Annotated in this window: 16 protein-coding genes; 5 read left to right on the top strand and 11 right to left on the bottom strand. The window is 69.5% G+C overall.

Annotated elements, in window-relative coordinates:
- Positions 1–162: 162 nt before the first annotated feature.
- The 10 genes from IU450_RS10915 to metH form a co-directional block, all read right to left on the bottom strand.
- Entirely contained in the window at positions 163–1,362 is a 1,200-nt protein-coding gene (locus IU450_RS10915) for a YeiH family protein (protein ID WP_228834422.1), read from the bottom strand.
- Positions 1,362–1,496, bottom strand: a complete 135-nt coding sequence (locus IU450_RS40545) for a hypothetical protein (RefSeq protein WP_267470538.1) — start codon at positions 1,494–1,496, stop codon at positions 1,362–1,364. The genes IU450_RS10915 and IU450_RS40545 overlap by 1 nt, the downstream gene beginning before the upstream one ends.
- Positions 1,497–1,609: 113 nt before the next feature.
- On the bottom strand, positions 1,610–2,461 hold the full coding sequence (gene hisG / locus IU450_RS10910) for an ATP phosphoribosyltransferase (RefSeq protein ID WP_195149673.1): 852 nt from the start codon (positions 2,459–2,461) through the stop codon (positions 1,610–1,612).
- 45 nt (positions 2,462–2,506) lie between these two features.
- Positions 2,507–2,770 carry a phosphoribosyl-ATP diphosphatase gene (locus IU450_RS10905; protein ID WP_039798430.1) on the bottom strand — a complete coding sequence of 88 codons (264 nt, stop codon included), beginning with the start codon at positions 2,768–2,770 and terminating at the stop codon, positions 2,507–2,509.
- 118 nt (positions 2,771–2,888) lie between these two features.
- Complete coding sequence (locus IU450_RS10900; protein ID WP_195149672.1) at positions 2,889–4,703, bottom strand: choline/carnitine O-acyltransferase; 1,815 nt, start codon at positions 4,701–4,703, stop codon at positions 2,889–2,891.
- The gene (locus IU450_RS10895) at positions 4,700–5,536 is read right to left on the bottom strand and encodes a class I SAM-dependent methyltransferase (RefSeq protein ID WP_195149671.1); all 837 of its coding nucleotides are present in this window, start codon (positions 5,534–5,536) and stop codon (positions 4,700–4,702) included. Before IU450_RS10895 ends, IU450_RS10900 begins: the two co-directional genes overlap by 4 nt.
- 44 nt (positions 5,537–5,580) lie before the next feature.
- Positions 5,581–6,444 carry an arpA protein gene (locus IU450_RS10890; RefSeq protein ID WP_195149670.1) on the bottom strand — a complete coding sequence of 288 codons (864 nt, stop codon included), beginning with the start codon at positions 6,442–6,444 and terminating at the stop codon, positions 5,581–5,583.
- 160 nt (positions 6,445–6,604) lie between these two features.
- Positions 6,605–7,276 carry an HAD family phosphatase gene (locus tag IU450_RS10885; protein ID WP_324197621.1) on the bottom strand — a complete coding sequence of 224 codons (672 nt, stop codon included), beginning with the start codon at positions 7,274–7,276 and terminating at the stop codon, positions 6,605–6,607.
- Positions 7,277–7,582: 306 nt separating this feature from the next.
- Positions 7,583–9,418, bottom strand: a complete 1,836-nt coding sequence (locus IU450_RS10880; protein WP_195149669.1) for a serine/threonine-protein kinase — start codon at positions 9,416–9,418, stop codon at positions 7,583–7,585.
- A 566-nt stretch (positions 9,419–9,984) separates the two neighbouring features.
- Positions 9,985–13,581, bottom strand: a complete 3,597-nt coding sequence (gene metH, locus IU450_RS10875) for a methionine synthase (protein ID WP_195149668.1) — start codon at positions 13,579–13,581, stop codon at positions 9,985–9,987.
- Positions 13,582–13,741: 160 nt separating this feature from the next.
- Between metH and IU450_RS10870 the strand changes: the two genes are divergently transcribed.
- Complete coding sequence (locus IU450_RS10870; RefSeq protein ID WP_039798445.1) at positions 13,742–14,626, top strand: PAC2 family protein; 885 nt, start codon at positions 13,742–13,744, stop codon at positions 14,624–14,626.
- Positions 14,627–14,740: 114 nt separating this feature from the next.
- Entirely contained in the window at positions 14,741–17,323 is a 2,583-nt protein-coding gene (locus IU450_RS10865) for an AMP-binding protein (protein WP_195149667.1), read from the top strand.
- On the opposite strand, the gene IU450_RS10860 is transcribed toward IU450_RS10865, so the two are convergent.
- On the bottom strand, positions 17,225–17,530 hold the full coding sequence (locus IU450_RS10860; RefSeq protein WP_083887588.1) for a hypothetical protein: 306 nt from the start codon (positions 17,528–17,530) through the stop codon (positions 17,225–17,227). The genes IU450_RS10865 and IU450_RS10860 overlap by 99 nt on opposite strands.
- A 331-nt stretch (positions 17,531–17,861) precedes the next feature.
- On the opposite strand from IU450_RS10860, the gene IU450_RS10855 reads away from it, so the two are divergent.
- The 3 genes from IU450_RS10855 to IU450_RS10840 all read left to right on the top strand — a co-directional run bounded on the left by IU450_RS10855 (position 17,862) and on the right by IU450_RS10840 (position 22,239).
- Positions 17,862–19,001 (top strand): XRE family transcriptional regulator, encoded by a 1,140-nt coding sequence (locus IU450_RS10855; protein WP_195150008.1) that lies wholly within the window; start codon positions 17,862–17,864, stop codon positions 18,999–19,001.
- 107 nt (positions 19,002–19,108) lie between these two features.
- Positions 19,109–20,824, top strand: a complete 1,716-nt coding sequence (locus tag IU450_RS10845) for a TIGR02677 family protein (protein ID WP_416382858.1) — start codon at positions 19,109–19,111, stop codon at positions 20,822–20,824.
- On the top strand, positions 20,824–22,239 hold the full coding sequence (locus IU450_RS10840) for a TIGR02678 family protein (RefSeq protein ID WP_195149666.1): 1,416 nt from the start codon (positions 20,824–20,826) through the stop codon (positions 22,237–22,239). Before IU450_RS10845 ends, IU450_RS10840 begins: the two co-directional genes overlap by 1 nt.

Here is a 22,239-nt window from a genome sequence, read left to right as displayed (position 1 = left end):
CGGCTGGGCCGGACGGTCGACGCCCACCTCGGCGTCGGATTTCATCAATGCGTCGATGGTGTAGCTCCCGGTCCGTCCGGCACCCGCGATCCCGATGCGGACCGGGCGGGCCGCATCACCCGCTGCGCCCCGCCGCGCGCCGGGTCAGCACGAGCCGGCCACTCAGATGGTGAAGTCGTGGAACAGCAACACCGAAAGTCCCAGGCCCACAACGAGATTCACGACCGCCGCGGATCCGAACACCACCACCGGTCGCCACCCCGCGTCGCGTAGTCCGCGCAGCGAGAACTCCAGGCCGATGGAGACGAAGGCGAAGATCAGGAACCAGGTGCGCAGATCGTTGACGATCGCGATGTGTGCCGCGCCCGACTTCTTGTCCACCGCCTGCAGGTACAGCGTGCCGATGACCGACGCGGCGACGAAGCCGAGTACGAACTTCGGAAACCGCTCCCAGAACTGGCGCGCCGACGGCCGCGCCGCCCCCGGCGTCCGCTCGACGCGCAGCGTGAAGTACGCGGTCAGCGCGATCGCGACGACGCCGATCAGGGCGTTCTGCGTGGTCTTGACGATGGTAGCGATCTGCAGCGCCTGCTCCCCCGCGATCGCGCCCGCGGCCGCGACCGCCGCTGTGGTGTCGATATTGCCGCCGATCCATGCGCCCGCGACCGCGTCCGGCAATCCGAGCACCTCCGCCAGCCAGGGCAGCAGGAAGATCGAGGGCAGCGCGAAAACGATCACCAGCGAGGCCGCGTAGGCGATCTGCTCGCGCCGCGCCTGGACCGCCCCCGCCGCGGCGATGGCCGCGCTGACACCGCAGATCGACACCGCGGACGACAGCAGCGCGCGCAGCTTGTCGTCCAGCCCGAGCCGTCCGCCCAGCCACCATGTGAAGCCGAACACGGCCGTGATCAGCAGTAGCGCTTGCAGGATCGACGGACCCGCCGCGGTGACCAGGATCTTCAGATTGATCGACGCGCCGAGCAGCACCACGCCGGTCTTGATGAAGAACTCGGTGCGGAAACCGGCCGAAAGCCGTTCGCGCACGGCCAGTCTGGTGAGCACGACGTTGCCGATCAAGCCGAGAGCGATGGCGTACACCGGGTACTCGACCGACTTGGCGACCCGTTTGAACGGAGTGTCCGCCGCCCACCGCGGGACGTGCGTCTCGAAGTAGCGGGTGAGGGCGCCGAGCACGAGGACGACCGCGACACCGGCCACGATGGCCCCCGCGGTCGGCCGGGACGCCGCCCGCACCGCTTCGGTCTCCGAGGACGGAAGTTCGCCGGGCGCTGCCTTCGCGCCGGATTCGTTGTCCGTCAGCGCTTTCGGTTCGTCCGCCGCTCCGGCGCCGGTCCCGGCCATCACGGCACCAGCCAGTCCGGAAGCACGCCGAGCAGGACCAGCGCGATCAGGATCAGCCCGGCGATCGCCGCCAGCCAGTCCTCGTTCCAGGTGAATGTGCTGCCCGACTGATCCTCGGGTGGTGACTGTGACACGGGTGCTCCTTGCGTTTCCTCATCGAGAGGCCGCACGGTAGCAACACCCGGTCACAGTGCACACCGATTGCGCTCAGCCTGAACGGATCAGGCGGATCGGACTGATCCGGCGTTCAGAATGCGCGACAGGAGCGAATGTCGGTGGCCAGGATCGCTTTCGCGCCCAGATCGGCCAGCTTGTCCATCAGCTCGTTGCTCTGCTTGCGCGGAACCAATGCGCGCACCGCCATCCAGCCGGTGTCGGCCAGCGGCGCCACCGTGGGCGATTCCAGTCCCGGGGTGATGACGAAGGCCTCGTCGAGCAGGTCCTTCGGGCAGTCGTAGTCCAGCATGACGTACTGCTGGGCGAAAACCACGCCCTGGACTCGGGCGACGAGCTGGTTGCGGGCCCGGTCGTCCTGGTCGGCGTCCTTGCGTTCGACGAGCACGCCCTCGGAGTCGCACAGCGATTCACCGAACGCCACCAGATTGTGCTGACGCAGCGTGCGCCCCGAGCCGACGACGTCGGCGATGGCGTCGGCGACGCCGAGCTGGATGGAGATCTCCACCGCGCCGTCCAGGCGGATCACCTCGGCCTCGATGCCTCGGCGGCGCAGATCGCTCAGCACCAGGTTCGGGTAGGAGGTGGCGATGCGCTTGTCGTAGAGGTCTTCGACCTTCCACTCCCGCCCGGCCGGGGCGGCGTAGCGGAAGGTGGAGCGCCCGAAACCGAGGGCGAGGCGTTCCTGGACCGGCGCGCCGGAATCCAGCGCGAGATCACGTCCGGTGATGCCCAGGTCGAGTTCACCGGAACCGACGTAGATCGCGATGTCCTTGGGCCGCAGGAAGAAGAACTCGACCTGGTTGGCCGGGTCGAGCACGGTCAGGTCACGCGAATCGGTGCGCTTGCGGTAGCCCGCTTCGGCGAGGATCGAAACCGCGGATTCGGACAGGGCGCCTTTGTTGGGGACTGCGACGCGCAGCATGGGAGGGAGTCCTTTCGGGAGGAGAAACGGGGTGTCGGACGGCCGTCACAGATGTCGGTACACGTCTTCGAGCTTCAGCCCGCGACCCACCATCAGCACCTGTACCCAATACAGCAGCTGGGAGATCTCCTCGGCGAGCGACTCGTCGCTCTCGTGTTCGGCGGCCAGCCACACCTCGCCCGCCTCCTCGAGCACCTTCTTACCCTGGGTGTGCACGCCCGCGTCCAGCGCGGCAACGGTTCCGGACCCCTCGGGGCGGTTGACCGCACGATCCTGAAGCTCGGCGAACAGGGATTCGAAGTTCTTCACGATGAGCCATTGTTTCAGACCCGGATGCGGGTCTGTTGCTCCGGCCCACGATGGCCGGAAACGGCGACCGCCCGGCTCCCCCACCCCCGGCCGGGCGGAAGAACCGGGCGGCGACGGCCTAGTTCCCGGCGAGCAATGCCTGCAGGTCGGCGACCGCCGTGCGGAGGTGGTCGGCGAAAGCGTGCATCTGGTCGGCCACCGGCTTCGGCGTGGCGAGGTAGAGGTTCCAGCGGTCCGGAAGCAGGACGTAGGCGATGCCGATGCACCGGGAGCTGGTGGAACCGAAACCGAAGTAGCGGATGTTCACCGACGGCGCCGAGCTGGTGCTCAGGTAGTCGTCGCGCATGATCGTCCAGCCGGGGCTGTCGTAGAGCGGGATCGGGTCGGTGACGCCCAGTTCCGCACCGCGACGGCGCTGGATCCACTCCAGCTCCCACAGGTGCTGCTCGGGCGCGTCACCGGCCTGGCACTGCTTGGCCCGTTCCACGTGCGCGGCCGCCGCCGTCCGCGCCGCGGCGAGCTGAGCCTCCGCGTCCGCGTCCGGGTCCTGCATCGCGTCCACGAAGGCGATCATCTCCGGGGTGACCACCCGCATGGCCTCGGTGCGACCGTTGCGGTACTGCCTGGTCGCGATGGACTCGTAGGTGGCGCCGGTGAGCCCCTTGCTGCGCCGGTGGGCCAGCTGGTAGCTCAGCTGCGCGAACGCGTCCGGCGAGATGCCCAGCTGCTTGGCCTTGGTGGTGCCGAAGTCCGGGAACGACACCGTCTGGGTGGCGTTCGCCGCGGCGTAGTCGGCGAAGGCGGCGCCCGCCGCGGCGATATCGCTGCGCTGCGCCGCGTCCAGCACGAACTCGATCGGCTCGACCGCGGGCAGCCCCTGGGCCTGCGCGCCGGAACGCGTGGCGTGTTCCGGCACCGGGGTCTCCAGCAGGGCGTCCACGAACGACAGGATGGTGGTGCCGTCGAGTCCGCAGTGTTCGACGTTGATGCCCGCCTGTCCGTCGGCGAAGACGATGAACGACACCGACTTGTCGAACCACCGGTTCGCGCTGTCACCGTGCAGCAGCTGATCGCAGGCGTGCAGTTCGTCGCGGGGAGCGAAGTCCTCGAGGCAGATGGCGAACAGCGCGGTCTCGATCGCGTCCAGCGCCGCGGCGTTCACCGGCTCGGCGAGCAGCCGCTGCCTGCTCTGCGCCCACTCCGCGCGGGCCTTGGTGGTGAGGTGCCCGACGGCGGAGTCGGTGCGGGTGGGGCGGGCGCCCGCCTTCAGCACGGCGCGCAGCCCGTCGGCGAGATCCTCCGGCGAGTACGGCGCCCCGTCCGGACCGATCACGTCCATCCGGAACGTGCTGCCGCGGAAGAACACCACGATGTGCCTGGCCTGCGAGGGACCCGGCCATTCCGCGCTGTAGGGGACCCGCACGGTGTCCTGCTCCACACCGGGGATCCTGGTCTCGGAGAACAGGTACTTGTTCTGCCACATGGACAGCTTCTGCCCGCGCTGGGTCACCGCGGGCACGGCCTCCTGGTCGAGGGCCAGCTTGTAGTCGACGGCGGCGGAGATGATGCCCGCGGCTCGGTCCACCTGAGTGGCGGCGGTGGAGACCGCCAGGGGCGTGTCGTCCCGGAACAGGAAGAAGAAATTCGCGTTCAGGGCGATCCGATCCCGCCTGCCCAGGTACCGCGACGGCCAGAACAGGTCCAGCCAGCTGCCCACACCGGGCGTCGCGTCGTACTCCGCGAGCGCCGCGTGCAGCGTTCGGCCCGGCCCGTCGGGTCGCAGCAGGTCGTCGACCGCCGCCCGGGTGGCGGCGAGCTCATCGGCCGTCAGCAGCGGCTCGCACCACTGCAGGAATCGGCCACAGCTGTCCTCCAGCGTCGGCAGGGGCACCCGGGGTAGGTGGTCGTCGGCGGCGAAGGTGCGTTCGGTCAATGCGGATCCTCGGTGTCGGCGTGATGTTTCGGCAGCGGCCTGGACAAGTACAGGTTGGCATACAGCCACCCCTGGTCTTCCCGGCCGGTGGTGTCGATCCCATTGGCGGACAGGGTGTTCAGCACCTGCGCCTGCTCGGCCGTGGAGGCGAACCTGCGCTGCTCGTACAACCCCGGCGCCTGCTCGGTCCGGTAGCCGAGCGCGGCGAGTTCCGCCTCGATCGGTGCGAAGTCGAACATGCGCAATACGAAGTGTGCCATCCACGGCCGCCTGCGCGGGTGCGCGGTGGCCACGCGCGTCAAGGTCTTCTCGGTGACGTAGCCGATGCAGCCGGTGGAGACGACCAGATCGGCGGTCGCGAGCAGGGCGCGCTGGTCGTCGTTCGGTTCGCCGGACTCCAGGTCGGCGTGTACCACGTCGTGCAGGAGCCCGGCCTCGTGCGCGTAGTCGAGGGCCGGGCGAGCGGCATCCATGCCGAGGAAGCGGACGTCGGCGGCTCCGGCCCGCGCCGCGACGCGGGCTCGGTCGCGCCGGATCAGACCGGCTCGATCGATGTCGGTGACGGCATAGTGCTCGGCCAGGTCGCCGATCGTGGTGTCCAGACGCAGCAGCGCGGCGTTCACGCCGTAGGAGCAGCCGATGTCGAGCACGGTCGGCACGGCGACCCGGGCGGATGCGCGGAATTCTCGAATCTGCTGCTGGAAGAACGGTTTCGCCAGTTCCGGAATGCGGTAGTCCAGATCGGACATGCGCGCGTAGTACGCGCGCGGATCGGGGCGGTCGTAGATATCGTCGAAAGACGCTTTCCCGGTCGTGTGTAACGGCACTGGCACTGTCGGTCCTCTCGGGTCGAGCTCGGTCAGTCGAGCCGTTCGGCTCAGTCGAGCAGTCGATCGCCCCGGACAGCGTCGGCCGCGGCGGCTAGATGGTCGGGGAGCACGCGGCCGAACAACTGCCGGGTGCGTTCCACCGTGCCGACCATCCCGGGACGATCGGTGTAGGCGAAGATGGCCGAATGGCGCTGACGCGCACCGCCGACGGGTGAGACGCGGTGCAACGAGAAGCGACCTTGGAACAGCTGCAGGTCGCCCGGACGCAATTCGAGCCGCTGAACGAAACGCTCGCCGGTGCCGGTCAGCACGGAGCGGACGTCGTCGAGGTGTTCCGCCTCGGGTGTGCGGATGTTGGGGCAGTACTCGAAGACGCCACCGTCCTCGGCGGGCTGGGTCAGCATGGAGACGGTGAACTCGTTGGTGTCGAAATGCCAGGGATGCGACATACCCGGCGCGACGACGTTGAGGCACAGTCCGGCAAGCGGATCGGCGAACTCGTGCAGTTCGGACAGGCCGAAGCAGTCGGCGACGAAGCGCTGGAACAGTTCGTCGGTGTAGAGGCGGTGGATCAGCGCATCGACGGGGATGCGGTCGCGGGGCACGAAGGCGTTGCCCCGCTCCAGCACGATCCGGCCGGGATGACCCTCCGGCAGTTCGGCGTCCAGCGGAATGTTGTAGGCGTTGACCTGCTCGACCTCGTAGTGCGCGTGCGGGGCCATCGACTCCCCCTGCGCTCGCAGGGTCTCGGTCAGCTCAGGGCGGATGAAACCGCGCAGGACGGTGCAACCGGTGTCGGCCAGTTCCGCACGGGCGCGCCGCACCGCCTCTCGCAGCGCGGGCCCTTCCGGATCCGCCAAGGGATACCGTGCGGAATCTACGATCTCGTCGAGTACGCCCAACGCTGCCATGGCGTCATTTTGGTGGAGCGCTCGCCGACACGCCCGGGATTCGGCGAGATTGCCGGTGATCACGGTCACACCTACTATCTGCGCGCACTCCCGTTGCGGCACAGTAACTCTCGGCGCACGGGACCCGGGCATGTCGCCGTGGCGCAGCCGCCGGAGCGGCTCAACCGCGCACGCGCAGAGCGTGTTCGAGGTCTTCGATGGTGAGACCGATCAGCGAATCACGGAACGTCCGCCCCGGCACGTGCGGCACCGGGATCTCACACGGGACCACCACCAGTGCGCAGCCCGCGGCCTGGGCCGCACGGGCGCCGGTGGGCGAGTCCTCCACCGCCACACAGTGTTCCGGATCGAGACCGAGCAGCTCGGCGGCGCGCAAGTAGACATCCGGCTCCGGCTTGCCCTGCGCCACCTCGTCGCCGCAAACCGAGACATCGAAGAAGTCGCGCCCCAAGGTGTCGAGCCCGAACTCCGTGAGCGACCGCTTGGTATTGGTGACGAGCGCGCTGGACAGGCCCGCGGCGCGAACCAGGGCCAGCGCGTCCTTCGCGCCCGGCCGCCAAGGAATGGGGCCGGTCATCAACTCGGTCACCCGCCGTTCCAGGAACTCCCCCGCCGCCCGCAGCGAGTCGGGGTTCGGCTCGATACCCAGGCCGGTGAACATGATCCGCAGGGCGTTCGGGCCCGAGGCGCCGATCAGCGCGTGCCGGATCTCGTCGGTCATCTCGTGTCCGTGCTCACGTGCGAGCTCGCGCACCGCGACGTCCCAGAGTTTCTCCGAGTCGAGCAGCGTGCCGTCCATGTCCCAGAGCACCCCGGCCAGTCGCGCTGTCACGTTCGGTACATCTCCTATATCTCGTCCATGTCATGAGCACAGCTCGGGGCCATCCGCAGGCCACCCGGCAAAGTCGGCCCCCGAACCGTACCGCCGGGCCCGCCCGTGCAGCCGGATGGACCGGGCACCGCCCCGCGTCCCGTCCATCGTGCCGCGCCGCGCGAGGCCGAGACAGCCACCCGAACGACACCACTCGACGTGCCTGCACAGCCCCACGCCGAGCCTGAGCAAGGCCGAGGGAGCCGGACGAGCTGCGCAGTCACGCCGAAGTCGGCACGCAGTCGGCGCCGAGCCGCGCGGACACGACTAGGTGCCCGATCCGGCGATCTGCAGCTTGGCACTGTCGCCGACGACCTCGATCCAGCGGTTCTCGGAGGTCGTCGTGCCGTTCTTCAGGGTATAGGTCAGGGCGACCACTGCCCGGTTCGCACCTTTCTGCGTGACCGAACCCACGCTCACCGAGCGAATCGTGCCCCAGAAGTTCACGTAGGAGTTGTAACCGGTCTGTGCCTGGTATCCGGGCGCCAGCTGCGCCCAGGCGCCGGACACGTTGGCGGGCAGCATGCCGTAGTAGCCCTGGATGAACGAGGCGATGCCCTCCGGCGTCGGCGGGCCGGGCGGGGTGGTCGTCGCGGTGGCGCTCGGGGCCGTGGTGGTCGGGGCAGGCGTCGACGTGGTGGGCTGGGGCGTGCTGCTCGGCGGCGGCGCGGTGGTGCTCGGTGCGGGGACCGTCGTCTGCGCCGGTGGGGTGGCTCCCGGGGCGGGCGGGGGCGGCACGGCAGCCGCGGAGGTGGTAGCGGGCCCCGGCACCGGTCCGGAAGTCGGTACGGGCCCCGCCGAGGCGGGTGCCTGCGCCGGGGCTTGCGCGGGCGCCTGGGCCGGGGCTCGGCGCGGCTCCGATCCGGACGCGTCGGCCGGTGACGGCGCATTCTCCGGCGCCACTGCGGCCGGAGGCACGGCCGACGACGTCGGGGCGGCGTCACCCTCGCCGTCTACTGTCGCCAGCGTCGCGACGATGCCGACGAGGATCAGCACTACGACCACCGCGGCGACTTCCACGGCCGCCAGTCGGCCGCGCCGCCGGGCGCTCAGAACGCCCGGCAAAGTCGCCGCCGCCCGAGCCCGCCCCGGTACCGGCGGTGGCGTAACCGATTGCGGCGCGGACGGACCCGGCGCAGCGAAGGGCACGACCGCGGTGACGCCGTCGTCGCCCGTCTGCTCCGGCGATACGGCAGTGGCTCGGTTCGGGAGGACGGTCGTCGCCGCGGCAGCCGGGACGGGCGCGGGAATCACTGTGGTCGCCGACGCGGGCAGCTCTGGATTCCGGCCCGCCGCAACGGCTTCGAGGGCCGCTTTGGCCTCCCGCATGGTCGGGCGGTCCGCGACGGCCGGTGCGAGCAGGTACATCAGCACCGGACCAAGCGACCCCGCGGACTCGGGTGGCGGGATCTCGGCCCGCGCGACCGCGTGCAGCAGGGCGAGCGGGTTGTCACCTTCGCCGAACGGCGGGGCGCCCTGCACCGCCGCGTACAGCGTCGAACCGAGGGCGAAGACGTCGGAAGCCGGTTCCGGGTCCTCGCCGCGCGCCACCTCGGGCGACAGATAGGCCGGCGTCCCGGCGAGGAAGCCGGTGGCCGTGACCGTCACGTCGCCGACCGCGCGGGAAATGCCGAAATCGGTGATCTTGACCGTGCCGTCGTCGGCGACCAGCAGGTTCGCCGGTTTCACGTCCCGGTGCATGATCCCCGCGTCGTGTGCGGCGGCCAGGGCGGCAGCCGCCTGCGCACCGATCTGGGCGACCTCGATCGGGGGCAGCGTGCGGGTGCCCGACAGTTTCGTCGCCAGGCTCGGCGCATCCATGTACTCCATGACCAACCAGGGCTGGCCGTCCTCCTCGGCCACGTCGAACACGGTGATGGCGTTCGGATGGTGCAGCCGCGCCGCGATCCGGCCCTCGCGCATGGCCCGTCGTTTCGCCTCCAGCGCCGCCGAGCCGGACAGCCCGGGACCGAGCAGCACCTGTTTGACCGCCACGGTGCGCTGCAACCGGACATCGGTGGCCCGCCAGACCACACCCATGGCGCCGGTGCCGATCGGATCCGTGAGCCGGTACCGTCCCGCGATCAATCGATCCGCCGTCATGGTGGTGTGCCTCTCCTACGTGCGCGCCTAGCCGTTTCGCAATCCACGCGCAAGCCCGGAAAGACTCCGAAAGCGTGCGCGCCGAGTTGCTTTGCACCGCTGAGCAGGACGCGAACGCATCCGCCGACTGCCCCGGATGCAGTTACAACGCCTTCGACAATGGCACATCCACCCGACAGACATCCACCTCCCGGCGCGGGGATGGGCGATCGCCCAGGTAAACACCGCGCGCCCGGGCACGGTGACGCGCCGACGAGCGCTCCGATTCCCGCGGGACAGGGCATCCGGGCAGGTAGCAAAGGCCCTTCGGGCGAGAGCATTTCACTATGGCTCGCCGCGCGCCACTCGGCCGCGACACCACACAAAGCGCGTTGCGAACCACTCCGAACTCCTCGACAGACCAAGCAGTCTGTCGAGCCGTCAGGAATCAGGGACGTCGGACCGTGTCGGAGCAGACGTGCCGAAACGGCTCCAGAAGCAACCAGGGCCGACGGCCGGACAGCCGACGCCGACCGCGCGGCGCCGAGGCCCTCCGGCCGCCGGCGCCGCACCGCATCCGCGAACGCTTACGCGTTGAAGTACTTCGCCTCCGGATGCAGCAGGACGAACGCGTCGGTGGACTGTTCCGGATGCAGCTGCAACTCTTCGGACAGCACGACACCGATGCGATCGGCCTCGAGCAGATCGACCAGCTTGGCGCGGTCCTCCAGGTCGGGGCAGGCGCCGTAGCCGAAGGAGTAGCGCGCGCCGCGATAGCCGAGCTTGAAGTACTCCTGCACGTCGGCCGGGTCGGAGTCGGCGACCGCGTGGCCGTCCAGGACGAGTTCCTCTCGGATGCGGCGATGCCAGTACTCCGCGAGCGCCTCGGTGAGCTGGACGCCGATGCCGTGCACCTCGAGGTAGTCGCGGTAGTTGTCGCCGGCGAACAGCTCGTTGGCGAAGTCTGCGATCGGCTGACCCATCGTGACCAGCTGGAACGGCAGGACGTCGACCTGCCCCGTCGCCTTGGCGTAGTCTCGCGACCGGATGAAGTCGGCGATGCACAGGAAGCGGTCGCGCTGCTGGCGCGGGAAGGTGAACCGATACCGTTCCGGCGCATCGGCATCCGGCTCGGTGAGCACTACGACCTCGTCGCCTTCGGACACCGCCGGGAAGTAGCCGTACACGACCGCGGCGTGCTGCAGCACGCCTTCGGTGCTGAGCCGGTCCAGCCACGCGCGCAGGCGCGGCCTGCCCTCGGTCTCCACCAGTTCCTCGTAGCTCGGGCCCTCGCCGCCCCGCTGACCGCGCAGGCCCCACTGACCGAGGAACAGCGCCCGCTCGTCCAGTAGTCCCGAGTACTCGTGCAGTGCGAGACCTTTCACCAGCCGTGTGCCCCAGAACGGCGGGACGGGCACCGGCAAATCGGCCGCGACGTCGGAGCGTTCGGGCACCACCACGGGTACCTCGGCCGCCCGGCGCTCCGCGGCGATCCGCTTGGAGCGCTCGTGGCGCGCTTTGCGCTCGGCGGCCCGCTCCCGCTCGGCGATGGCCTCCGGGCTGTCCGGGTCGAGCCCGCCGCCGCGCTTGCGGGTCATGATGTCGTCCATCAGCCGCAGGCCCTCGAACGCGTCGCGCGCGTAGTGCACGTCACCCTCGTAGACCGTGGTGAGGTCGTTCTCCACGTACGAGCGGGTGAGGGCCGCACCGCCCAGCAGCACGGGGAACTGCTCGGCCACGCCCTTGGCGTTGAGTTCCTCGAGGTTCTCCTTCATCACCACCGTCGACTTCACCAGCAGGCCGGACATGCCGATGACGTCCGCTTTCTTGTCCACCGCCGCGTCGAGGATGGTGGAGATCGGCTGCTTGATGCCGAGGTTGACCACCTCGTAGCCGTTGTTCGACAGGATGATGTCCACCAGGTTCTTGCCGATGTCGTGCACGTCGCCCTTGACCGTGGCCAGCACGATGCGGCCCTTGCCGCTGTCGTCGGTGGCCTCCATGTGCGGCTCGAGGTACGCGACGGCCGCCTTCATCACCTCGGCGGACTGCAACACGAACGGCAGCTGCATCTGGCCGGATCCGAACAGCTCGCCGACCGTCTTCATCCCCGCCAGCAGGGTCTCGTTGATGATCTGCAACGGCGGCACCTCGGTCATGGCCGCGTCCAGGTCGGCCTCCATCCCGGCGCGTTCACCGTCGACGATCCGACGCTCCAGCCGTTCGAACAGCGGCAGCGCGGCCAACTCCTCCGCCCGCGACGCCTTCGACGACGACGTGGACACTCCTTCGAACAGCGCCATCAGCTTCTGCAGCGGGTCGTAGTCCTCGGCGCGGCGGTCGTAGACCAGATCCAGCGCGGTCTCGCGCTGCTCGTCCGGAATCCGGCTCATCGGGAGGATCTTGGAGGCGTGCACGATCGCGGAATCCAGACCGGCCTCCACGCATTCGTGCATGAAAACCGAGTTGAGCACCTGCCGGGCCGCGGGGTTGAGACCGAAGGAAATGTTGGACAGACCCAAGGTGGTCTGCACCCGAGGGTGGCGGCGCTTGAGTTCGCGAATGGCCTCGATGGTCTCCGCGCCGTCGCGGCGCGACTCCTCCTGGCCGGTGCCCAGCGTGAAGGTGAGCGTGTCGATGATGATGTCGCTTTCCGACAGCCCCCAGTTGCCGGTGATGTCGGCGATCAGCCGCTCGGCGATCTCCACCTTCTTCGCCGCGGTGCGGGCCTGGCCCTCCTCGTCGATGGTCAGCGCGACCACCGCGGCGCCGTGCTCGGCGACCAGCCGCATGGTCTGCTGGAAACGCGAATCGGGACCGTCGCCGTCCTCGTAGTTCACCGAGTTCACCGCGCAACGCCCGCCGAGGTGTTCCAGCCCGGCCTGCAGCACAGGGGCCTCGGTGGAGTCGAGCATGATCGGCAGCGTCGAGGCGGTGGCCAGCCGGCCGGCCAGCTCCGTCATGTCGCGGGTGCCGTCGCGGCCGACGTAGTCGACGCACAGGTCCAGCATGTGCGCGCCGTCGCGGGTCTGGTCCTTCGCGATGTCCAGGCACTTCTGCCAGTCCTCGGCCAGCATGGCCTCGCGGAAGGCCTTGGAACCGTTGGCGTTCGTGCGCTCGCCGATCATCAGGACCGAGGCGTCCTGTTCGAACGGCACCGCGGTGTACATGCTGGACACGCTCGGCTCGTGCACCGGCGCGCGCCGCTCGGTGATCGGCGGCAGGGTGGGCTCCACCTCGCGCACCGCGGCGGTGACCTGGCGGATGTGCTCGGGCGTGGTCCCGCAGCAGCCGCCGACCAGGGCCAGGCCGAACTCGCTGACGAACCCGCGCAGCGCGACCGCCAGCTCTTCGGGGCTGAGCGGGTACACCGCCCCGTCGGCGCCGAGCACCGGCAGCCCCGCGTTCGGCATCACCGAGACCGGCACCCGCGCGTGCCGGGACAGGTGGCGCAGATGCTCGCTCATCTCGTCCGGTCCGGTCGCGCAGTTCAGGCCGATCATGTCGATGCCGAGCGGCTCCAGTGCGGTGAGCGCCGCGCCGATCTCGCTGCCGACCAGCATCGTGCCGGTGGTCTCCACCGTGACGTGCGTGATGATCGGGATCCGCCGGCCCAGCTTCGCCATCGCGCGCCTGCTGCCGGTCACCGCCGCTTTGACCTGCAACAGGTCCTGGCAGGTCTCGATGAGGACGGCGTCGGCGCCGCCGTCGAGCATGCCGAGCGCGGCCTCGGTGTAGGCGTCGCGCAGCGCGGCGAACCCGGCGTGCCCCAGCGTGGGCAGCTTCGTGCCCGGCCCCATCGAACCGAGCACGTACCGAGGCGTACCGTCGGAGGACGGGCCCATCTCGTCGGCGACCTCGCGGGCCAGCCGGGTGCCGCGCTCGGAGAGATCGCGAATCCGGTCGGCGATGTCGTAGTCGGCGAGGTTGGGCAGGTTGCAGCCGAAGGTGTTGGTCTCGACCGCGTCGGCGCCTGCCTCGAAATAGGCCCGGTGGATGTCGCGCAGGACGTCGGGGCGGGTGTCGTTGAGGATCTCGTTACAGCCCTCCAGCCCGCGGAAATCGTCGAGGGTCAGCTCGGCTGCTTGCAGCATGGTGCCCATCGCACCGTCGCCGATGACGACACGGCGGCGGAGCGTGTCGAGTAGCGTGGTGTCGAACTCGGCGGGGACGGACGCAGACATGCGTTCCAGCGTAGTGTGCGGGGCCGACGTTCCGGCCCACCACGTCGCGGCTCGGTGTCCTGGACCACACCCCGGCGCGATCACCGCATCGGCGGGAACACGCCATCCCGTCCGGCCGCCATACGACACGCCATATCGCCGTACGCCGTAGGCTGACCGGGTGAACGCCAGTGAAACTCCCGATCCGGAACTGCCGACGTTGCGGGATCCGGTACTGGTCGCCGCCTTCGAGGGGTGGAACGACGCCGGTGACGCGGCCAGCGGCGCCGTCGAGCATCTGGAACTGATCTGGGACGCCGAACCGTTGGCCGAACTCGATTCCGAGGACTACTACGACTATCAGGTCAACCGGCCGACCGTGCGCCAGGTGGACGGTGTGACCAGGGAAATCCAGTGGCCGTCGACGATGTTGTCGGTCTGCTCGCCGCCCGGCAGCGACCGCGATGTGGTGCTGCTGCGCGGTATCGAACCGAATATGCGCTGGCGCAGCTTCTGCGGCGACCTGCTCGAGTTCATCGAGCAGCTCGGGGTCCAGACCGTGGTCATCCTGGGCGCGTTGCTCGCCGACACTCCGCACACCAGACCGGTACCGGTGACCGGCTCGGCCTACAGCAAGGAGGCGGCCGAGCGGTTCAACCTGGAACAGACCCGCTACGAGGGCCCCACCGGGATCACCGGCGTGCTGCAGGACCAGTGCGTGAAGGCGGGCGTCCCGGCGGTGTCGTTCTGGGCCGCCGTTCCGCACTACGTCTCCCAGCCGCCGAACCCGAAGGCGACCATCGCGCTGCTGCACCGGGTCGAGGACGTGCTCGACATCGAGGTGCCCCTGGGCGAGTTGCCCAAGCAGGCCGAGGACTGGGAGACCGCGGTCAACGAGATGACCGTGGGCGACGAGGAGATCAGCGAGTACGTGCGCTCACTGGAGGAGCGCGGCGACGCCGCGGTGGACGTGAACGAGGCGATGGCCAAGATCGATGGCGACGCCATCGCGGCCGAATTCGAGAAATACCTGCGCAGACGAGGTCCGGGCAGTTTCGGTCTCTGATCTGTTGTACGGCGCAGCCTTCGATGCCGGAGGCGCTGCGCCGCTGGGTTCACCGGAAGTTCGCCAGGGGGCCACCTTCGCGCCGGGAAACGACCGCCTCCTACACTTTCGCCGGTGACCGTCCATCCGATCGTCGAGTGTCTGCGCAGCTTCGACGACCGGATCGCCGTCCACTGCCCGGACCGTGCCGGGGCGGACGGCGTCGCCGTGCCCGCACCCGCCCGGCAGCTGACTTACGCTCGGCTTGCCGCGCTGGTCGAGGACTACGCGGCCGAGCTGGGCCCGGCCCGTCGCCTCGTCGCGCTCGCCGCCCGCAACGACCTCGCTTCACTCGTCGCGTATCTCGGCGCGCTCAGCGCCGGATGCGCCGTGTTGCTCGCCGAGGAGATCACTGCGGAGTTGCGGGAGGCCTACGATCCGGATGTCATCGTCGTCGCCGGCCGTGCCCGCGTGATCCGGGAGAGCTCGGCGCATCGCCTGCATCCCGATCTCGCCCTGCTGCTGAGCACGTCGGGATCCACCGGGTCGCCGAAGCTGGTCCGGCTCTCGGCGACGAACCTGCGCGCCAACGCCGCGGCCATCGCCGAGTACCTGGCCATCGGCCCGGAGGACTGCGCGGCCACCACCTTGCCGATGTTCTACTGCTACGGGCTGTCGGTGGTGCACAGCCACCTGCTGCGCGGAGCCGGTCTCCTGCTCACCGACCGGTCGGTATTGGATACGGAATTCTGGCGGTCGTTCCGGGAATGTCGCGCAACGTCTTTCGCCGCGGTTCCCTACACCATCGATCTGCTCGACCGCATCGGTTTCGCCCGCATGACGTTGCCCCACCTGCGTTACGTCACCCAGGCCGGTGGAAAGCTCGCTCCGGACCGCGTGCGCGAGTACGCCGAACTCGGCCGGGAAGCCGGCTGGGACTTCATCGTCATGTACGGCCAGACCGAGGCGACCGCCAGGATGGCCTACCTGCCCGCCCATCTGGCGAGCGCGCATCCGGACTGCATCGGAATCCCGATCCCCGGTGGCGAATTCACCCTCGAACCGGTCGACGACGAGGACGGGCCGTGCGAGCTGGTCTATCGCGGGGCCAACGTGATGATGGGGTACGCGACTTCCGCCGCGGATCTCGCCCTCGGCGCCACGGTCGAAGCCCTGCGCACCGGCGATCTGGCCCGGCGCACACCGGAGGGTCTCTATCAGGTGGTCGGCAGGCGCAGCCGGTTCGCCAAGATCTTCGGTCTGCGCATCGATTTGGAACGTCTCGAATGCGGCCTGGCGGAAGCCGGTTTCACCGCGTGCTGCGCCGACGACGACGCACATCTGGTCGTCGCGGTGGAGAGCCCGCGCTCGGACCCCACCGGGATCGCCGCGCGCCTGTCCGGTCTGCCCGCCGCCGCCGTGCGCGTCCACCCGGTCGAGCGGATGCCTCGGCTACCCAACGGCAAACCCGACTATCCGGCCATCCGCCGTCTGGCCGGTTGTGCCCCGCAGCCGCGGGACATCCGCGCCGTCTACGCCGCGGCTCTGGGCATCGACCTCGCGCGGATCCGCCCCGACAGTACGTTCGTCGATCTCGGCGGCAATTCGCTCACCTACGTGACCACCGCGGCACGGCTGGAGCGGGTGCTCGGCCGCCTCCCCACCGACTGGCCGACCATGCCGGTGGCGGATCTCGAACGGATCCCGGCGGAGCACCGGCGTTTCGGGCGGACGCTCGACACCGGTACGATGCTGCGCGCGATCGGGATCGTACTCATCGTGGGCTCGCACGCCGGGGTGTTCGAACGGTGGGGCGCCGCGCACGTCCTGCTCGGTGTAGCGGGCTTCAATTTCGCGCGCTTCGCGGTGACCGCGGCGCCACCTGCCGAGCGTTTGCGCCACACGCTGCGCGCCGTGGCATACATCGCGGCGCCGACAGCGCTGTGGGTCGCCCTGACGATGACGTTCAGCGACTACTACGGCTGGCAAAATGTCCTGTTGCTGAACAAGATTCTCGGCCCGCACGACAGCGCCACCGCCGGGCACCTGTGGTTTCTCGAAGTACTCGTGTACTTCATGCTGGCCGCCGCGCTGCTGATCCGGATCCCCTCGGTGGACCGGTGGCAACGCGCCGGGCCGTTCTGGTTCGCGATGGCGCTGGTCGCACTGAGCCTCGTCTTCCGATACCAGGCGTTCGGTCTGTATTCGGCGAAGGACATTCCGTTCTCCCCGCTGGCGGTGTGGCTGTTCACACTCGGCTGGGCGGCGGCGAAGGCGACGTCGTCGTGGCAGCGGATGACGGTCAGCGCCGTCGTACTCGTCACGGTGACCGGGTATTTCGGCGTTCCCGACCGGGAACGGCTGGTCATGGCGGGCTTGCTCGTCCTTGTGTGGTTCTCCGCGGTCCGCGTTCCCGCCGTGGTCGCCGCCTGCGCGGCAGTGCTGGCCGACAGCTCGCTGTTCGCCTATCTGCTGCACTGGCAGGTGTACCCGCTGTTCGAACAGCACCGACTCGCGGGGCTGCTCGCTTCCCTGGCAGCGGGTGTGGTCGCGACGGGAACGGCGACCGGTTTGCGAAATCGGGTAACGGTGCGGTACCGGGCAATTCGGTCGCGGCGCTCAGCTCTCCACGGTCCACACGCGCGCCGCCGCCTCCTGAGCGAGCTTCGCGATCAGGATGTCGCGCGGAATCGTCTGACCGGCAAAGTGATCGAGTGACGGGACCACCACGTGGTGTGCGTCCGCGCGCTTGAGTTCCGCCGTGAGCTCGGCGAAAGCCGTCCCGTCACCGCCGGTCGATTCATGGAACGTTGCGGCGAAGCACAGCCCTTCCTCGCGGGCGAGGCTGCTCATCGCGGCCTCGAGCTCCTTGCTGTGGCCATCGGCCAGATCGTCACGCAAGTATCCATAGATCAACGCTTCCACCCGAACCTCCGTTGGATTGGGATCGCTGTTCTCTTATGTGGATCCACCCGTTTTACGGGGTATTTGCGCTTCGTGCAAGAGCAGATGTACTTGCAGTTGCTCTTGCAACAGGGATTGGCAAACTTTTGGCGCCAGTTCGAGTATGCACAACGCGGTGCGGCGAAAGTAGCTGTCAACACACGGACATCTGCCTGCCCTCTTGGGGCCACCGAACGTTAACTGGTGCGATACTACAGACGTGGCCGCTACCGACGATCGACCCGTCTGGGCTGTCCGAATGCGTTCCGAGCGTGACGCGAGGGGGTGGTCGCAAGCCGACGCTGTTCGCGTGATGCGTGGAAAGTCTTCGCACAACCTGCCGACCGACAGTACGCTCCTACGCAACTGGCGCCGTTGGGAATCGGGCGAATCACGCCCCGACGACTTCTACGCGCCCATCATCGCCGCCACCTTCGACACGGTGACCGCGGCGTTCTTTCCCAAGGTGAGACCGAACCGGGACGACGAATTGCTCTCGGCGACGGGCATGGACACGCTCGAGTTCATCGGCAGACTGCGCATGTCCGACGTGTCCTCGGTGACGCTGGAGGCGATCCGTATCACCGCGGAACGCCTGTGCTGCGAATACTCCTACGCCGACCCGCACGACCTACACAGCGAGGGGACCGCGTGGTTGCGCAGGATCACCTCGTTGCTGGACGGTCGCCTGACTCTGGCGCAGCACCGCGAAATCCTGGTTCTCGCCGGATGGGTCGCACTCCTGGTCGGCTGCGTCGACTACGACCTGGGCCGGCGCACCGCCGCCGAGGCGACCCGCCGGGCCGCCCAATCCCTCGGCCAGGAGGCGGAGAACACCGAGATCGCCGCGTGGGCAGCGGAAATGACCGCGTGGTTCGCGCTCACCCAGGGCAACTACCGCGGCGTCATCGAGACCGTGCAGCCGACGCTGGAAGTAAGCCAGAACCTGCGCGTCGGCGTCCAGCTCGCCGCCCAGCGCGCCAAAGCCTGGGCCAGGCTGGGCAACCCGCGCGAGGTGGAAGCCGCGCTCGATGACGGGCGAGCTATCTTGGAGCGACTCGAACACCCGGCCAATTTGGACAACCATTTCGTCATCGATGCGAACAAGTTCGACTTCTACGCGATGGACTGCTGCCGGGTCGCGGGCGAGGATCGGCTCGCCGAAACCTACGCGCGCGAGGTGATCCGCAACGCGACCCGTCCGGACGGCACGCTGCGCAACCCGATGCGCGTCTCCGAGGCGCACCTGACGCTGGCCGTCGTCGCGGTGCGCGATCGCAATCTGGAACTGGCGTTGGCCGAGGGCAAGCGCGCGTTCGCGGGCAGCAGGCGCTCACTGCCGTCGCTGATGTGGATCGCGGGCGAAGTCGCGCGGGAGATCATCGAGCTCTACCCTGGCGACCCACGCACCCGCGCGTACCTGGAGCAGTTGCGTTCGTTGTCCGTCGAGTGAACCGATCCGCGCCGCAGCCTCGGCGAACGGTGACGAACCGGACGCGGCCACGCCGAACACCGGAACGTCGTGCAGGCGGCGACCGGCCCGCTACTACCCTGTTCCCGGTGACCGACTCCGATGACGGCTGTGCCGATACCCGCTGGGACGACCGGCTGCGGCTGTTCTCCTTCGCCACCGCCGAGCGGCGCGCCGACTACCTGTGGGTGCTGCGCGCGTTCGACAGCGCGCGGGCGGCGTACGTGGTGTTGCTGCACGCGGACGACGTCGCGGAGTGGATCGAACGCAACGGGGCCGCGCTGCGCACGCCCGATCTACTCGACACAAACCAACCGGTCGCGACTCAGGAAGGCGTCGCGCACACTACCGAATCGCGCACGCCCTTTCCGAATCCGCACGAAGGCGACGGACGGCACCCGGAAACCGGTGCGCCGGCCCGCTCCCCGGACACCGTCACCGGCGCCACGGCCCCACGCCTGACCGCCGCCGAGATCGGTCCGTTGCTCGACCAGCTCCACCAGTGGGGTGTGCTGGAGCGCAGTTACGACGGAACCCGCGCCGCCACGCTGGCCGAATATCGCAACCGGCACTACGTGTACCAGTTCTCCCAGGCGGGATTTCAGGCATACCGGGCGGTCGCGGGTGTGCTGAACGCCCGCCTCGACGATGCCTCGTTGTCACGCCTGGTGTTGCCGGAGCTGCTGGCCGATCTGCACACCCTGGCCGAGGCCAACCGGGCCGGTGACGCCGAACGCGTCTACCGCACCCTGCGCCGCCTCGACACCGCGCTGTCCGATCTGGCCGCCCGTGCCGCGCACTTCTATCTGGGACTCGGCGACCTGGTCCGCACCACCGAGATCACCCCCGAATCGTTCCTCGCGCACAAGGACGCGCTGCTGGCGCACATGCGCGAATTCAGCCTCGACCTGGCCCGGTTCACGCCGCGGCTGGCGGCCGCGATCGCCGAGATCGAGGAGACCGGAGCCGAGGACCTGATCGCCAGGGCGGCGCGCAGCGACGAACGGGTGCTGCTGAGCATCGAGGAACGCCGGTCGGATTGGCAGGCCAGGTGGGACGGACTGCGGACCTGGTTCGTCGCGGCAGGCAGCGCGGAGTCGGCGCAGACGACGGAAGCCGAGCGGCTGCGCGAGGCCACCATGAGCGCCATCGCCGCGGTGCTCTCGCTGTTGCGGCGGGTCACCGAGACCCGGCGCGGCGGGGTCAGCCGCGAATCGGCGCTGCGGCATCTGGCCGGCTGGTTCACCGCGGCGCCGACGGTGGACAGCGCGCACGCGCTGTTCGACGTGGTGTTCGGGCTGGGCAAGCCGCGTCACCTGGCGATGGAGCACCCCGACGCCGACGTGATTCCGGCGATTCGATCTTGGTGGGACGCACCGCCGTTGGAGATCTCCCGCACGCTCGCCGAGACCGGCCGCCCGCCCTCGGCGGGAGCGCCCGCCCGCCTCCACCGCAACGACGCGGGCATCCGCCGCCTGCGGGAGGCGCAGTTGGACGCGCAGCGGGCGCGCGCCGAGGCCGCCCGGTCGCTGGCTTCGGGCGACCTGCACGAACGGGTACTGGACGACCGGGAAACGGAAGTCCTGCTGCGGCTGCTGGACGCCGCGTCCACCGCGTGGGTTCCGGTGCGCGGCCGGGTGGCGGGCACCACCGGCACCGACAGCGGCGTCACCCTGACGGTGTCCGAGCACGACGGCCCGACCGTCGTGCGCACCACGCGCGGTCTGCTGCGCCTGAACAACCGGTCGCTGAAGATAGAGCCGACGAGCAGGACCCGGCCGCAACCACGCGGGGAGCGCGGCTGATGCACGCACGCACGATCGACCCGCTCGCGCTGGACAATTACCAGCGCGCCGCACGCGTCATCCTGGCCGATCATCTGGTGACCCGCACCTACCCGGACCGGATCGCACTGCCGCTGATCCGCCGCTGGGCCACCGAACTGCGCGAGGACCTCGCCGAATTGTTCGGTTACCGGCTCGAAGTCACCGAGACCACCGCGCGGGTGTTCCCGGTGCCCGACCGCCTCGACGCGGGCAGGCCCGCGCGCACGCCCGCCGAACGGGTCTTCGACCGCCGCCGCTACGCCTATCTCGCCCTGGCCCTCGCCGCGCTGGGGCGCGCCGGAGACCAGATCACGCTGTCCGAGCTGGCCGATCAGGTCGCCGCCTACGCGGGCCGGGTGGACGGCCTCGACCTCGCCACCGACCGGGCCGCCGACCGCGACGCGTTCGTCGACGCGGTGGGCTGGCTGACCGTGCGCGGCGCGCTCACCTTGGCCGACGGCGACGCCGGCGGCTGGGCCAGCGATCCGGAGGCCGGTGAAGCGCTCTACGACATCGACCGGCCGGTGGTCTTCGCGCTGTTCCGGCCGCCGCGGGCACTACAGCATCTGCACACGGTGCGCGGGCTGCTCGCCGAAGAGCCCACGGTCACCGGTGTTTCCGCGCACGCGACGACCACCGCCGAAATGGCACGCCGGGTGCGCAGGGCACTGGTCGAACAGCCGGTGGTGTACGCCGAGGATCTCGCGCCCGAAGAACGCCCCGTGCTCGCCCAGGACCGGGTCGTCGCGGATGTCGAGCTGTTCACGGGGTTGCGCGCCGAGCGCCGCGCCGAGGGAGTAGCGCTGATCGACACCTCCGGGCGGTTGTCGGACGTCCGGTTCCCCGGGACCGGCACCCTCGCGCAGGTCGCCTTGCTGCTGGCGGGCGAGATAGCCGACCGTGTGCTGGATATCGACCACCCGCTGCCGCGGCGGCCCGCCGCCCCGGACCCGGGCGAGGCTCTCGCCGACCAGCTCGACGAGGCCATTCCCGAGTCGAGCGTGTTCGCACCGCTGGCCGAGCTGCGTGCGCTGGATTCGTCCGCGGACGAACTCGATCCGCCGGGCGGCACCCAGGAATCGGCGCACCGACCGGATCCGTGCGGCTACCCGCTGGTCGACCGGGCATGGCTGCGTGAAACGGTGCAGGCGCTGGCCGATCGCTACGGCGCCACGTTCGCCGCGCAGTGGCAGGCCGACGTCGCGCGCCTGACCACCGAGGTGGTGGCACTGCTGGCGCGGCTGCGGCTGGTGCGGGTGGTCGACGACGGACTGCTCGTGCTGCCCGCGCTGGCTCGCTACCGTGGCGCGGTCGTCACGGTCCGCACCAAGCGGGCCGCGGAATTGTTCGTCACCGCGGCCGACACCTACGGCACCGGGACGGAAGGGAACTGA

The sequence above is a fragment of the Nocardia abscessus genome, from assembly GCF_015477775.1.
Taxonomy (GTDB): Bacteria; Actinomycetota; Actinomycetes; order Mycobacteriales; family Mycobacteriaceae; genus Nocardia; species Nocardia abscessus_A.
This window is presented reverse-complemented; position numbering and strand designations above follow the sequence as displayed.

Bases quoted from the DNA above. Each gene is read 5' to 3' on its own strand.
- IU450_RS10915 (WP_228834422.1), bottom strand. From the start codon at position 1,362: ATGGCCGGGACCGGCGCCGGAGCGGCGGACGAACCGAAAGCGCTGACG.
- hisG (WP_195149673.1), bottom strand. From the start codon at position 2,461: ATGCTGCGCGTCGCAGTCCCCAACAAAGGCGCCCTGTCCGAATCCGCG.
- IU450_RS10890 (WP_195149670.1), bottom strand. From the start codon at position 6,444: ATGGCAGCGTTGGGCGTACTCGACGAGATCGTAGATTCCGCACGGTAT.
- IU450_RS10880 (WP_195149669.1), bottom strand. From the start codon at position 9,418: ATGACGGCGGATCGATTGATCGCGGGACGGTACCGGCTCACGGATCCG.
- metH (WP_195149668.1), bottom strand. From the start codon at position 13,581: ATGTCTGCGTCCGTCCCCGCCGAGTTCGACACCACGCTACTCGACACG.
- IU450_RS10855 (WP_195150008.1), top strand. From the start codon at position 17,862: ATGCGTGGAAAGTCTTCGCACAACCTGCCGACCGACAGTACGCTCCTA.
- IU450_RS10840 (WP_195149666.1), top strand. From the start codon at position 20,824: ATGCACGCACGCACGATCGACCCGCTCGCGCTGGACAATTACCAGCGC.